Below are 15,187 nucleotides of genomic sequence, written 5' to 3'. Positions count from 1 at the left end.
CATCTAAAGGTACGTCTTTAACCTGTCATTTCACGTAGTTCATCGTGCTACAATCTTTTCAGATGCTACACTCACTTAAGCTTGAAAGCAACGTTCACTGCATGAACAACTAAATATGTTCACTTTTATTTGAAATTGTTTAGATTTTTTAAGCAGTTTAGTAGCTCCTATATTAGTATTAATCTATTATTTAATAGTTCCACCATGAAAAAAGCACTCATATACCTTTGTATCATCAAAATAAATTTCCTCATATCCTTGAAACCATTTAAATTCTCCATTAACAATCCAATGATATTTATATTGTCCATTTTGATATACCATAGGTCCACGATATGGATTTTCTTTTGGTACTAAGCTCAAGGCTTCTTTTAAAAAGTTTCCTGAAAATCCTTCCCCTATAATTCTGCCTGTATAATTCATTGACCAAAATGGAATATCATCCTTCCATAAAGCCTCTTCTCCTGCGAATTGCCCTCCCCCTAAATAGGTATCAATATATTTTAGATTTCCTTCTACATACTCTAAATCATGTGAATTAGGTCTTGAAGATTGGATCTCGGCACCCTTTCCTGCATATGTAGATCTCTTTGCTGTACGTAAAAATTCTATTATTTTTTCATTTATAGAAGCAACCTTATTCTCTTCTATACATAAACGGCAATTTTCTTCATAATCATTAACTAATTTATCAATACTCACTTTAAAGAAATCACTTAATGCAATTAGTCTTGCAATGTCAGGATATGAATGTCCAACTTCCCACTTTGCAACTGCTTGTCTTGATATACCTAACATTTCAGCTAATTTTTCTTGTGATAATCCTTTTCCTTTTCTAAGGATTTGCAATTGTTCCTGAAAACTCATTTTTAATCACCCCTACATAAGTCTACTAATAAAACAACCATATTGCTACCAATTAAACATAACATTTTTGTCAACTATAGGTTGCCTTTAAATTTTAAATCTCTATAATTAAATCATACTTCACTACTATTATAAAATATAGTTGCACTCACAACTATATTGCTCTATTATATAATTAGTAGGGATTGCAACTAATTTAGGAGGAATACGACAATGAATAAAAATATGAACTCATTAGGAAGATGGATTTCTCTTTTACATAGAAATGGTCATGTATACGTAGGAAGGCAACTTAAGCCATATAATATAAGTAAGGGTCAATATACATTTTTAAATGCATTATATAAAAAAGATGGAGTACGTCAGGAACAATTATCAGATTACCTTAAAATTGATAAAGGTACCACAGCAAAGGCTATAAAAAAGCTGGAAGATGATGACTATATCATTAGAAAAATAGATGCAAAAGATAAAAGAGCATATAATGTTTATCTTACAGAGAAAGCATTGAAAATAAAACCTCTGGTTAGAAAAGCCATGATGGATTGGATATATATTTTATTTTCAGGATTTAGTGAAGATGAAAAGAAAACATCGTTAGCATTACTCGAAAGGATGGGAGAAAATGCTACAACTTTCACACATGATTATTCTAAAGATGATTAAGCTCATTAGGAGATGATAAAAATTAATATAGTGGTTAATACTAAGAGAATTATTAACAATAATTTTCATGCTCTTACACATAAAAATTATAGATATTTTTGGATGGGTCAGTGTCTTTCTTTAATAGGTACCTGGACACAAAATATAGGGCAATCTTGGCTAGTACTTTCTCTGACAGGATCTCCATTTTTACTTGGACTTGTCGGAGCAATGCAGTTTTTACCCATAACCTTTTTCTCATTATTTGCGGGGGTACTAACTGATAAGTTTCCAAAGAAAAAAATACTGATTTTCACTCAGAGCGTATCGATGATATTAGCTTTTATATTGTCTGCCTTAGTCTTTACGAATACATTAAAGTATGAACATCTAATAGCTTTAGCTTTGTGTCTTGGATTTTGTAATACTTTAGATATGCCAACTAGGCAAGCTTTTAATGTTGAAATAGTAGGAAAGGACGATTTAATGAATGCCATTGCTTTAAACTCAGCCACTTTTAATTTAGCAAGAATTATTGGACCGGCTATTGGAGCTCTACTCATGGGATATCTCGGAGCAGGATGGTGTTTTTTATTAAATGGTTTTAGTTTTATGGCAGTTATCTATGGACTGGTCCATATTGAAGCAATCAATTATGTTAGAAAGAAAACTTCTGAAAAAGGGATGCTTAAAGAAATATTGGATGGCCTTAAATATATAAAAAGCAAATCTATCTTACTCGAAACCTTGATATTAATTAGCATTATGGGAATATTCGTTTTTAACTACAACGTTTTGATACCTGTATTTACGAAAAACGTACTACATATGCAGGAAAAAACCTATGGAATTTTACTATCTGCACTTGGAGCAGGTTCCCTCATTGGAGCACTTCTCATGTCTTTTAAAAGCAAAAATGGTCCAAATAAAATTCTTATGATTGGTAGCTCTATTGGAATTGGCATAATGTTAATTTTTACAGGTATAAGTAATTTATATTATTTTACTGCCTTAAGTTTAGCTATAACAGGAATATTTAATATGTTTTTTTCCACCACTGCAAATTCAATGTTACAACTAAATTCTAAGGATGAATACAGAGGACGAGTTATGAGTGTATATTCACTTGTATTTGCTGGATTCACCCCCCTTGGAAGTCTTCTTTCAGGGGGGGTGGCTGAAAAATACGGTGCTAACACTTGTTTCATATTATCAGGTATTTCTGCAATAATGTTGATATTGTTACTTGTTACTTGGTCTAAACTTAGAAAAAATGGTAAAGTTGCATCCGTATAAATTAAAGCTATTGCTACTTCCTTTTCTAGTATTGTTAAAATAATTCTACTATGCTAAAATTATATTAACTATAATTTAATAAAAAAAAGAGGTGAATTATTTATGAAATACTCAACTGGTGAAAAACCTGGAAATGGTACATATATTTGTAAAATTTGCGGTCAAAAAGTAGTATTAGATGATAATACTGATACTTTACCTCCCTGTCCTAAATGTAAAAAAACAAACTATAGGAAATTTTAACATAAAATAATGGTACAATACAAGAAAAAAATAAGCCCTAGTCTGAGGCCACTGAAAAACTATATGAAAAATCGTCATCTAATTAAAGATGGCGATTTTTTTATATAAAAGACTAAAAAACAAAAAGGAATTTTAAAAGATATGTCGAATTAGTATAGTAGAATAAAATAAAAGGGGCTAAACTATTATGCTAAAAGGACAATTGGAAATAAAAATAAATACATACCATAGCTTATATTCGTTAATTATTCCGAAAGATAACATTTTAAAGCAAATTAATGACCTTGTTGACTTTTCATTTGTTTATGACGAATTGATGATTAACTATAGTTCATCTATGGGTAGAGGTGCTATTAACCCCATAATGCTATTTAAATATTTACTTTTGAAAGTAATATATGAATTGTCTGATGAAGATGTTGTTGAAAGAACTCTTTATGACATGTCCTTTAAATATTTTCTAAATTTAGCCCCAGAAGAAACAAATTTAATAAACTCAAGTACACTAACTAAATTTAGAAAGCTTCGCCTTAAAGACATGAATTTATTGGATTTATTAATAAACAAGACTGTAGAACTTGCTATAAAAGAGGGAGTTTTAAAAAGTAAAGCAATAATAGTTGATGCTACGCATACCAAGTCACGTTATAACCAAAAGTCAGCAAGCGAGGAATTATTGAAACGTGCAAAAAACTTAAGAAAAACATTGTACGGAGTACATCCTGGTATTAAAGAAGAGTTACCTAATAAAGTTACAACTGGAGTACTTGAAGATATTCTTGAGTACTGCAAATTATTAATTGATACCATAAACGAGAAGCCAGAAACTGCAGCAAATCCAGCTGTGAAAACTAAATTAAACTACTTAATGGAAGCTATTAATGATGACTTAGAAAATCTAAAAATATCAAAAGATGAGGATGCAAAAGTGGGGCATAAAACTGAGGATAGTTCTTTTTTTGGATATAAATCACACCTTGCTATGAGTGAAGAACGTTTAATTACAGCAGCTGTTATTACAACTGGCGAAAAAAGTGATGGAAAGGAGCTCATAACCTTAATAGAAAAAAGCCGTGAGGCTGGTATAGATGTAAATGAAGTAATTGGAGATACAGCTTATTCTGAAAAGAAAAACCTAGAATATACAAAAGAAAATAAAATTGCATTAATTTCAAGACTAAATCCTGTAATTTCACAAGGAATGCGAAAAAAAGAAGATGAATTTGAGTTTAATAAAGATGCTGGTTTATTTGTATGTCCGGCAGGTCATATGGCTATTAAAAAAGCAAAACAGGGAAAGAAGAATGTTGGTAAAAATCAAGTGCTAACCTACTATTTTAATGTAGAAAAGTGTAAAAATTGTGTTCATAAAGATGGGTGTTATAAAGAAGGCGCTAAATCTAAAACTTATTCAGTTTCAATAAAGTCAAATACTCACAAAGATCAAATAGAGTTCGAAAAAAGTGAATATTTTAAAAAACGAGCTAGGGAACGTTATATGATAGAGGCTAAAAACAGTGAACTTAAGCACCAACATAGCTATGATGTAGCAATATCGTCAGGCTTAATTAGCATGCAAATGCAAGGTGCATTATCAATCTTCACTGTGAATCTAAAGAGAATAATTAAGTTGAAAAGCAGGAAATAGGGCTTTTAAAACTTAATTATAAAATAAAAAGCATGATATATCCAAAATATGGACATCTCATGCTTTTTCTATTCAAGCTTGAAAACTCTACTAAATAAAGAGTGCTTTTTTCAGCGGCCTCCCTAGTCTTGGGCTTATTTTTTTCTTGTAACAACCTATGCATTTATTAGCATGTATTATTCTACAATAGAAATCTTATAACTATATGTAAACTCTTCTCCAATAGTTAATGAAATCGAGCCCTCTTTATCTTTAAATTCACCAGTAAAATCTTCATAATCTGCATGTCCAAACCAAGGTTCTATGCATAAAAATGGTGCTCTGCCTTTTGGTGACCATATTCCCATGTAAGGGAATCCCTTAAATTCTACTGATACCGACTTTTCATGATTTTTTGATTTTATAGTTATTTTATCAGATTTCAAATCATCAAATACTAAAGCATCATCTTTAAATAACTCTTTTGATAGTATCATGATATCAGTATCCTTTAAACATTCTTTTCTCTTATGTGAAAAATAAGCATCTTTAGTTAATTCCATAATATCACTTGTTTCTTTCTTATTAAATTCAAGGTAATAATCTTCTAATTTTTCATTTTTTTCAATAGGACACATAAATGCAGGATGTGCACCAATTGAAAATGATATATCCTTATTATCTAAATTTATAACATTATACGTTACTTTAACTGTATTCTTTTCAATTGTGTAATTAATAAGTAAAGAAAATTTATATGGATATCTTTTTATAGTATCCTCAGAATATTTTAGTTCAAAAGTAATTGAATCATTAGTTTGTGATATAAATTTAAAATCTGATATCCTACCTAATCCATGAGATGGCAATTCATATAGCTTTTCATCAATTTTATATTTTGAATCAACTAGCTTTCCGACTATTGGAAATAAAATTGGTGAATGATATTTCCAATAGTTTGGGTCTCCATTCCACAGATACTCTGTTCCTTCTTTTTTTCCAGTTATTGAATGTAGTTCTGCACCATGAGCGCTAGCCGTTATTTTAATTGTTGAATTTTCTAAAGAATAAATCATCAAAAACACCCTTTCATTATTTAGTTTACATAAAGCCGCATAAGCACATCCTTTAGCCTTAGGACTTCCATTAATAAGTAATACTTTCATCTTTACAACTAATTTTATATTCAAAAATAACTATCAACTACTAATATACATCAGTATAACTATAAATAGTAGAATGAATAAAAAATTAAAAATAAAAGTAACTTCTTTGTAATAACTCTCTATCAAAAATCAGTTATAATGTACTTAGTTGCAACAAAATATGTATTAATATACGGATTATAGTCGAAAAACAATAATTGTAAGGAGAGGTGCAAAAAACATGAGTTTAAATATTATGTCAAAAGCAAGCAAAAAAAGAAAAAAAAGGTTAAGAACAACCTTGATTATAGTAGGAATAATTGTGTCTCTAATAGGAGTCCAATTAATTATTATGTATTCTACTATATCAAAATACGACTTAAAGATCTATCCCGAGGTATGGGTGGAGGATATAAATTTAGGTGGCATGACTAAGGATGAAGCGAAAAATGCTATTATTAAAAATCGTAATAATATTATTGCTAAAAAAGATATAACAATAAATCTTAATGACAAACACTATACCGTCCATACATCAAAACTTGGAATAAAACAGGATTACAATGTTGTCATTAATAAAGCTTACGATATTGGTAGAAAAGAGAATTTATTTAAAAATTATTTTGCTATAACGTCTCCTGGCAAGCAAACTTTTGATGTTAAATATACCTACAATTATGCCATTCTAGATACCTTACTTAAAGATATTGCTAAGGACAACAATAAAAATGCAATAGATGCAACTATTTTCAGAAACAATTCAGGTCAATTAGTTATAACTGAAGATGAATATGGTCTTAGTGTTGATTCTGCCAGTTTAAAAAAAGCTATAATTAACAAAGTTAATACTATTGAAAAAGATCAAAATTTAGTAATCGAATCTAAATTAAAAAAAGTTGAACCTAAAATTAAAGAAAATGATTTAAAAGGTATAAATGCTGAAATATCTAGTGTTACAACTAACTTTAGAAATTCAAATGAAAATCGTTCAGAAAATATTAGAGTATCTTCTAATACTATAAATGGGAAGCTACTTATGCCGGGAGATGTTTTTAGTTTTAATGATGTAGTAGGTGATAGAACTTCTGAACGAGGATATAAAACATCAAAAGAAATTGTAGGCGACAAATATGTAGATGGCATAGGTGGTGGAGTATGCCAAGTTTCAACTACACTTTATAATGCAGTACTTAGAACTAATTTAACATCTGTAGAAAGATATCCGCATACAATGCATTCTAGCTATATTGGTGCAGGATTGGATGCTACAGTTGCCTACGGTTCTCTCGATTATAGGTTTAAAAATACTACTGCTTATCCTATATATATAGAATCTGCAGTACATAACAAAAATGTAACATTTAGTATCTACTCAAATTCAATTCTTAACAATAAAAAATATGATATTGTTAATGAAATTGTGGGAAAGAAAGTAAATGTATTTAGAATAACATATGAGAACGGTAATCAAGTGTCTAAAACCTTTCTTTATACTGATAAACTTTCATAGAAAATATTAATATTAGTTGGACAACCTACCTTTCCTATAAACTGAACCCCTAAAAATGGTCATTGCGAAATCCCCCCAATTGTAGGATGAGAAAACTATGATTGGTGGGATTTTTATATTCAAGGCAAATTTTCTCTAGACAGAAGCTTTTCTTTTTTTAATTCAATCTATATCTAATCCTATTTTCTTAACATTCCTAATTAATTCCGACATTTCAATGTAAATATAATTCTATAAAAAATTTAAAGACCCTTTAATATTATCATTTAATTTCGGTAAATAAAAAAACATCTAAGCAGATGTTTTTCGCTTATGATTAAGACCACAACACACAAAATTATTTACACAGTAAGACAATGGAATACAAATACAAATAGAATTATTAATAACATTATTAATGCAAATAGACTTATTAATAACACACGGAATACTTTTCTTATATGATAAATCCGCCTTTGCTTTTTATATTTTTTATAAGAAAGAAGTTTATCATCATCTATAAAACAATTTAGGTCATTAAAGAGAATTATATTTTCCATTTTTATTTGTATTAACGATTTAAATTTGTCTTCATTTCTAACTTTATCATAAATAGAATCTTGAATTTCTTTGTAATCAAAATTTAAAGGCTTTTTATTTAAAAATATTTTGAAATTTTCATAAAACTCTATGTAGTTATCCTCTATAAGATTTATTTCTGCCAATATTTTATAAAAACGATATTCATGAGCGTTTGTATTTATACCTTTTAAGATATATTCTTTTGCTTGTGAAAAATCTCCCTCTATCCTAAGTAAATTAGCGTAACTTATACAAGCAGTGCAATTTCCAGGATTTATTTCCAATGATTCCAACAGGTTGCTACCTGCTTTATCATAATCTTTTAGTTTAATATATGTTGATCCTAAGTGAGCATATATAATGCACTTGTTATGTCTATATTCAAGTGCTCTATCAAAACTTTCAATAGCTTTATTATACTGTTTCGTCCGATAATAAAACAACCCCAAAGATAAATGCGTCATACTAGACTTAGGCTTAAATTTAACTGCTTTTGAAAAGTATTTAAAGGCTATACTATATTTTTTAACTGCACAAAAAAAATCACCCATTAATACCATATTTATATCTGGTATTTGAACAACTCTAATAGAATCTGATAAATCGTGTAAAGCATCAATATATCTACCCATTTTCAAATAACAATTTCCTCTATAAACATATCCTTTAGCCCTTTTAACTTTACCATGACTGTCAATAATATTTGAATAAATATCGATTGCTTTAATATTTTCACCTTTATCTGAAAAATTTGCTGCCTTTTTTAATTTATTTCTAAATGTAACACGCATGTATATTTTTATAAAAATTACAACTAATACTGCTATACAAATAAATAAAACAAACTTCATTTTTTATCACCTTTTATCACTTTCAATTATATGTTGTAAATTTTCTATATTAAGTCCTTGGACTATAGTAATAGTCTGTTACATATGCAACAGACTATTATAAATTAAAAAGGTTATCTTAAAAAGTGATTAGTATATCATCTTTTAAGACAATCTCATTCTTAGCTTTTACCCATTTTATATAGTTTTATTATTGATAATATGGCTAGTATTATTAATAACACAACGCATACTATCTTTATATAATAAATACTTTTTTGTTTTTTATATCTTTTATAAGAAAGAAGTTTATCATCATCTATAAAACAATTTAGGTCATTAAAGAGAGTTATATTTTCCATTTTTTTTTCTATTAATGATTTAAATTCATCCTCATTTCTAACTTTATCATAAATAGAATCTTTAATATATTCGTAATCGAAATTAAAAAATTTTCTATCTAAAAATGTTTTGAAATTTTTATAAAAATCTATGTAGTTATTCTCCATAAGATTTATTTCTGCCAATATTTTATAAAAACCATATTCATGAGCGTTTTGATTTATAGCTTTTAAAGCATAATCTTTTGCTAGTAAAAAATCTCCCTTTATCCTATGTAGATTAGCGTAACCTATACAAGCCGAATAATTTTCTGGCTCTATATCCCATGATTTAGATAGAGTTTTACTAGCTTTATCATACTCTTTTAGTTGAATATAGGTTACTCCTAAACTAGCATATATTACTTTCTTGTTTCTTTTGTTGTTTTTACATTTTAGTGATGTATTAAAACTTTCAATAGCTTTATTATACTCTTTCGTGCGGAAATAAAATAACCCCAAAGATAAATGCGTTGAACTAGACTTAGGCTTAAAGTTAACCGCTTTTGAAAAGTATTTAAATGCTCTGTTATATTCGTTAACTGCACAAAACAACTCACCCATTAAACCCATGTTTATCGCAGGGAGTTGGACAAGTCTAATTGATTCTAATAAATCGTGTAAAGCATCACTATATTTACCTAATTTTAAATAATGATTTCCTCTAAAAGCATATCCAATAGATCTATATATTTTAATAGGACTAACAATAATATTTGAAAAAGTATCAATTTCTATCTTGTCCTCATCTTTATCTAAAGAAAATTTTGGCTTCTTTGATTTATTTCTAAAGTTAACCACTATGAATACTATTATAAAAATTCCAATTACACAACTACATAATATAAAATTCATTTCTCATCACCCTTCATTAAAGTTAAATACCATAATATATTGTATTAAACACAATATATATAATATTGTAAATTTTTCATGGTAAGCATTTAGAAAAAAGTAATAGTATGTTATATCTGCAAAAATACTTATATATTAATTAAAATTACCAACATTAGTGTTTTTATAACAATTATATTTATGGTTCTATTACCGAAAAACCAAATGTATTTAGAGCTATAAATGTTGTAATGGCAAGCATAATTGGCACTGTACTCCGAGTAATTTATGATGTCCGAATGGAAGATGTTTATAAACAATAAAAAAACAGTTAGAAAAATTCAGATAAAGACGAGATTATTAAACTACTAGATCAAGAATAAAACTTAAAAATCAGAATAAGTTAAAACATTAAATATAGAAAATCAAAATATATTTGTAAATAAGAAAAAGCCTAGCGGAATTGCTAAACTTTTCTTGTTTTATGAATTATACGTATAATACTTTTAGCCAATTACATTTTTTTGTTTTTTCAGTTTCCATTTTTGTTCCTTCGAATTCCATCTTTAGTAATGTCATGTCTTTTTTAAATCCCATTAACCCCATAGCTATTAATACACTACCGATAACTCCTACTATAATATCTGACCCCATATGTTTTTTCATCTCCTAAAATATCTCATAATTTCAATCTATGTTAAAACTATACTATGATATACAAAGGCTTAGCAACTTCTCAAATGGGTAGTTAATACGTTTACTTAGGTAAAATCATTTAAAATGATCTTAATTGCTATTATAGACTGAGATTGTGAAAAAATACTTTCACAAGATTAAATGACTCCTTTTAAGCGGAGCAACAGCTGAAAAAAATCACCAGATGTAATGATTGACCTACTAAAGCAAGCGGTAGCTTATACCATACCTGGAACCTATGTTTTGTTCGATAGTTGGTTCACCTATCCGAAAACTTTAATAAGAATTTTGTAACTTAAATTTCATACAATGGCTATGGTTAAAGCTATTGTATGAGTTTACAAAGGCAGAGAACCACTTGTTAAATAATTCAATCCCTTATAATTGAAATTTATGTTATAATTAGTAATTAAATGAACTATAATTTAGTTAACACTTGTAAAAATGACTGAATTTACTTATATTTATTTAAAAATAATAAATGAGGTGAACTATGAAAGATTATAAGGAGAAATCAAAACAAAATTTCAATATGCAAGCTAAAGTATATGATGAAAGTAATTATAGTAAGTATCCAAGAGAATGTTATCCTAACGTTATAAAAGTATTATCTGAAATAGAGTTTGACACAATCTTAGACTTAGGATGTGGTACAGGCAGTGTTTTAGCTTTATTATTAGAACAAAAGCCTAATATACATGCTTATGGGCTGGATTTATCAGATGAAATGCTAACAATCGCAAGGCAAAAATTAGAAGAAAAAGCAGAACTAATACAAGGTGATTCGGAAAATCTACCTTATAAAGACAATAGCTTTGATGTAGTGATATGTACGGAATCCTTTCACCACTATCCTAACCCATTAAAAGCTTTAGATGAAATTCATAGGGTATTAAAACCACAGGGTAAATTTATTCTTTGCGATACGTGGATGTTTACTCCAATAAGGCAGATTATGAATGTTTTTATTAAATTCAGTGATGGTGGTGATGTAAGAATATATTCAGAAATTGAAATCACAAAAATGTTTAATGAAAGAAAGTTTAGAAATATCAGCTGGCATAAGTCAACAAAATATACCTATATATGTATCGGCGAAAAATAACTTACTTTCCATCTGAGTAAGAGTTTATTTTTTATCAAATAATTAATAATGTATATGCTGGAAATAAGCTTCCTGGTTTTCTGATAACTGGTGGAAGATCTCTTTTTAAAAGTTCTCCTAAGGGTTCAACAGAATCATAAAATTTATCACCTATACTTTTATAGTAAAGTGGCAATCTATCATCAAGGCCTGCAGTATGAGTTAACAAATTTCTAAGTGTAACTGGTTTTGGAAAGTCATTTTTGATTTTAAAACCAGTTACATATTTATTACCATACTTTAAACTTCTTGATATATACATTACATTTTGCTTAATTGTTAAAATTATTTACCAACATCTAACAACTATTAGTATGTAGGCTATTTTTCTTACAATGTTTCAATATTTCTTAATTTTTTCTTACGATTTCCATACAACATGTAAGTATAAATTTGATACTCCAATCAATTTTTATGCTTTTACATTAACTATTTTCCAATAAGAATTAACAGTTAATATATAATATATTAAATAAATCAGAGTGTATACTCCCACAGTTATAAGAAGGGGATATACTAAGCTCGAGCTAAGCATAATTTGCAGAATTGTTAATGCAATAATACTATGTGTTATTCCAACAACTAAAGGTAGTGCAAATATAAAAATCATTTGCTTTGCTATAGAAATCCTTATTTCTGATTTTTTCACACCAATTTTTTTTAGTATATCGTATTTGTCCTTATCCTCACCAGCCTCTGACAGCTGTTTGAAGAATATTATACTTCCAGTGCATATCAAAAACACAAACCCTATAAATGATGCTAAAAATATTATAATACCCATACTAGTCATAGTATGTATGTAGCTCTTATAATATGATGATAGGGCCTCTTTACTACCTAGTGCTGTTTCTATTTCTGATGTAAGCTTTTTACTTTCTTTCTGATTTTCAATATTTATAAATCTTCTTTTTATAACCTTATCTTTATCATATAATTTATTGTAAACCTCATCCTTTACAACTACGGTATCTTGCATAAATGAATCATTTATATCAATTGAATTAGTTAGAAGGCTCTCTTTGAAATCTTTTATTTTTAAGGGAACTGTTCTATCCTTTATTTTAAGCTGTATATTCCTCCCAACAGGATTCTCCATCATCTTATCTGAATACATCCGCATAAAAAATAATACTTCATCTGAATTTAAAGATATATTGTAATCTATTCCTCTTGCTTTTGATAATTCTTTCATAGTACTTTCTGATATAATAAAGGATTTTGAATTTGTTAATGGCTGCATTTTCATCTTTGATATCTCAGGCCATTTACTATCTATAATTAAAAATTCGCTATTAGTAGAACTTTTAATTTTATTATTCGGATATTTATTTATGATCTGATCAATTTGTTCATCTAACGTTTTGCCATTGCTCTTATAGTCATAACTAAATGGGGTTAACTTATTTATACTATTTACTTGATCATAATAAAGCGATGCTGCGGTTCCCATAGCCGTAATAGTTGTTGCACTAAGCACTGCAATAGTAGCTAAAGATCTTCCATTAGCTTTTATTCTATATAAAAGCTGCGAAGTACCTATCATATTTAAGCCCCTAAAATATTTAACCTTATTTTTCTTAGAAAGCTTAACAATAAATACTATAAGTGAAGAGAAGAACATATAAGTTCCAATAACTGTACTAACTAATATAACTAACAATTTAGATAAATCATCAAATTTATAGGTTAGTGCCATATAATAACCCGTCCCAATAAAAATTATAGAAAGTAGAGCCAATATTAGTGAAGCTTTTGGCTGCTTCTGTGCCACCTTCTCTGATTTAAAAAGTTCTATTAGCTGAAATCTATAAATTAGTGTATATGAATGCACGGATGCTATAATAAATATCACTAAAAATACTATAATTGTGCTAATAATAGCCTTTAACGATATAGCAAATTTAACATTTACATCAAAGCTCATAATATGAATTAAAATCATTACAAATAATTTTGAAAATAACGTTCCTATTAATATGCCTGCCACAAGTGCCAGCGCTCCCATTACTAGATTCTCATAAAATAACATTCTTCCTATCTGCTTTTTCTTAACTCCAAGCATGGAGTATAAAGCTACTTCCTTTTTTCTTTTTTTAGTAAAAAATGAGTTTGAATACCATATAAACATAGCTACAAACACTGCTATAACAATGGAGGCTGCATTAAAAGCAGTACTTACTTTCATAGAATCCGCCGCTAAGTCTGTAACCTGTTTATTGTACTCGATGGAGGTAAAGGTATAATAAATCATTATACAAAATACCATGGATACAAAATATATTAAATAGTTATGAAAATTTCTCTTTATGTTTCTAAAAGTAATATTAAATAAATTCATCTGTATATCACATCCTTTCTAAGTTAAATTGATACTTCATCGAAGTTCCCGCCTAAGGCAGCCAATACATCTAGTATCTTTTTAAAAAATTCTTTTCGTGATGTTGTGCCCTTGACAAGCTCCGTAAATAGCGAACCATCTTTTATAAATATTATCCGTTTGCAATAGCTGGCAGCAAAGGCATCATGCGTTACCATCATAATAGTAGCCCTTTGAGTTTCATTTAAATCACTTAAAGATTGTAAAAGTTCTGTGGAAGATTTAGAATCCAACGCACCTGTCGGTTCATCGGCTAGTATAATCTTAGGTTTAGTAATAATAGCTCTGGCAGCAGCTGCTCTCTGTTTTTGTCCCCCAGATACCTCATAAGGATATTTATTGAATATATCCTTTATACCTAAAGTAGCTCCTATAATACTAGCCCGTGCTTCAATATCTTTTATGTTTATTCTAGCAAGAGCTAATGGAAGCACCACATTTTCTTTTAATGTTAACGTATCGAGTAAATTAAAATCTTGAAATATAAAGCCTAATTTGTCTCTTCTAAAAGAAGCTAACTTATCTTCATTCATTTTTGCAAGATCTTCCTTATCAATAGTTACTACTCCCGAAGTTGGTTTATCTATAGTTGATATAATATTTAATAATGTAGTTTTTCCTGCACCTGAAGGCCCCATTATTCCAATAAACTCCCCTTCTTTTATTTCAAGGTTTATACCATTCAATGCAGTGTAAACATTCCCCCTTGAGCCGTAAACCTTTTTCAAATTTCTCGCAACTAATACATTTTCCATTTTTATTTCCTCCTTAAATTATCCTCTTCGAAGCTGCAATATTAACGACTTCAGAAGGAGATTTAGATTTTTACTGAAATTTCTCTTTGTTGTAGTATACCCCCACTTATAAAAGTTGGAGACTTCCTTCTGAAATGTCCCTAAAACCCTTTCGCTCCTTTCGCTTATTACAATTCTATTTTATAACAAATCTAATACCCAATCCATTGTGTAACATTACAAAGTCCATTCTAAACTTACATTGTTGTAAGTTTTAAAAAAATAGGGCTACAAA

Annotated in this window: 14 protein-coding genes; 6 read left to right on the top strand and 8 right to left on the bottom strand. The window is 28.6% G+C overall.

The genetic code is table 11. The features are described 5' to 3' along the window. Positions 1-186: 186 nt before the first annotated feature. A complete protein-coding gene (locus ACWJKS_RS08335) occupies positions 187-867 on the bottom strand; it encodes a DUF5680 domain-containing protein (protein ID WP_462960928.1) in 681 nt (226 codons plus the stop codon). A gap of 213 nt (positions 868-1,080) precedes the next feature. Here ACWJKS_RS08335 and ACWJKS_RS08330 point away from each other — a divergent pair, with 213 nt between their 5' ends. The 4 genes from ACWJKS_RS08330 (at position 1,081) to ACWJKS_RS08315 (ending at position 4,699) form a co-directional block, all read left to right on the top strand. After that, positions 1,081-1,533, top strand: coding sequence for a MarR family winged helix-turn-helix transcriptional regulator (locus tag ACWJKS_RS08330; RefSeq protein ID WP_216304165.1), 453 nt, complete (start codon positions 1,081-1,083; stop codon positions 1,531-1,533). Between the two features lie 12 nt (positions 1,534-1,545). Then, positions 1,546-2,808: an MFS transporter gene (locus ACWJKS_RS08325; protein WP_462960927.1), complete on the top strand. Its 1,263-nt coding sequence runs from the start codon at positions 1,546-1,548 to the stop codon at positions 2,806-2,808. Between the two features lie 102 nt (positions 2,809-2,910). Beyond that, on the top strand, positions 2,911-3,051 hold the full coding sequence (locus tag ACWJKS_RS08320) for a zinc ribbon-containing protein (protein WP_462960926.1): 141 nt from the start codon (positions 2,911-2,913) through the stop codon (positions 3,049-3,051). 187 nt (positions 3,052-3,238) lie between these two features. Further along, a complete protein-coding gene (locus ACWJKS_RS08315) occupies positions 3,239-4,699 on the top strand; it encodes an IS1182 family transposase (RefSeq protein WP_462959746.1) in 1,461 nt (486 codons plus the stop codon). 176 nt (positions 4,700-4,875) lie between these two features. Here ACWJKS_RS08315 and ACWJKS_RS08310 read toward each other — a convergent pair whose 3' ends face one another. Further along, positions 4,876-5,754: an aldose 1-epimerase family protein gene (locus ACWJKS_RS08310; RefSeq protein ID WP_462961063.1), complete on the bottom strand. Its 879-nt coding sequence runs from the start codon at positions 5,752-5,754 to the stop codon at positions 4,876-4,878. 310 nt (positions 5,755-6,064) lie between these two features. Here ACWJKS_RS08310 and ACWJKS_RS08305 point away from each other — a divergent pair, with 310 nt between their 5' ends. Beyond that, a complete protein-coding gene (locus tag ACWJKS_RS08305) occupies positions 6,065-7,333 on the top strand; it encodes a VanW family protein (RefSeq protein ID WP_462960925.1) in 1,269 nt (422 codons plus the stop codon). A 341-nt stretch (positions 7,334-7,674) separates the two neighbouring features. Here the strand turns inward: ACWJKS_RS08305 and ACWJKS_RS08300 are convergent, their stop codons facing one another. From ACWJKS_RS08300 to ACWJKS_RS08290, 3 genes are all read right to left on the bottom strand, one after another. Next, on the bottom strand, positions 7,675-8,745 hold the full coding sequence (locus tag ACWJKS_RS08300) for a tetratricopeptide repeat protein (protein WP_462960924.1): 1,071 nt from the start codon (positions 8,743-8,745) through the stop codon (positions 7,675-7,677). Positions 8,746-8,906: 161 nt separating this feature from the next. Beyond that, the gene (locus tag ACWJKS_RS08295) at positions 8,907-9,959 is read right to left on the bottom strand and encodes a tetratricopeptide repeat protein (protein WP_462960923.1); all 1,053 of its coding nucleotides are present in this window, start codon (positions 9,957-9,959) and stop codon (positions 8,907-8,909) included. Positions 9,960-10,427: 468 nt separating this feature from the next. Continuing rightward, on the bottom strand, positions 10,428-10,592 hold the full coding sequence (locus ACWJKS_RS08290; protein ID WP_220286835.1) for a hypothetical protein: 165 nt from the start codon (positions 10,590-10,592) through the stop codon (positions 10,428-10,430). A gap of 535 nt (positions 10,593-11,127) precedes the next feature. Here ACWJKS_RS08290 and ACWJKS_RS08285 point away from each other — a divergent pair. Further along, complete coding sequence (locus ACWJKS_RS08285; RefSeq protein WP_216304357.1) at positions 11,128-11,739, top strand: class I SAM-dependent methyltransferase; 612 nt, start codon at positions 11,128-11,130, stop codon at positions 11,737-11,739. A gap of 34 nt (positions 11,740-11,773) precedes the next feature. Here the strand turns inward: ACWJKS_RS08285 and ACWJKS_RS08280 are convergent, their stop codons facing one another. From ACWJKS_RS08280 to ACWJKS_RS08270, 3 genes are all read right to left on the bottom strand, one after another. Beyond that, positions 11,774-12,040, bottom strand: a complete 267-nt coding sequence (locus ACWJKS_RS08280; RefSeq protein WP_216304356.1) for a serine hydrolase domain-containing protein — start codon at positions 12,038-12,040, stop codon at positions 11,774-11,776. A gap of 150 nt (positions 12,041-12,190) precedes the next feature. Beyond that, positions 12,191-13,966 (bottom strand): FtsX-like permease family protein, encoded by a 1,776-nt coding sequence (locus tag ACWJKS_RS08275; protein WP_462960922.1) that lies wholly within the window; start codon positions 13,964-13,966, stop codon positions 12,191-12,193. A gap of 176 nt (positions 13,967-14,142) precedes the next feature. Next, positions 14,143-14,913 carry an ABC transporter ATP-binding protein gene (locus ACWJKS_RS08270; protein WP_216304354.1) on the bottom strand — a complete coding sequence of 257 codons (771 nt, stop codon included), beginning with the start codon at positions 14,911-14,913 and terminating at the stop codon, positions 14,143-14,145. Positions 14,914-15,187: the final 274 nt, after the last annotated feature.

It is taken from the genome of Clostridium sp. CM038, assembly GCF_055081105.1.
The sequence above is the reverse complement of the archived record's forward strand: the minus strand, read 5'-3'. Positions and strand labels throughout refer to the sequence as shown.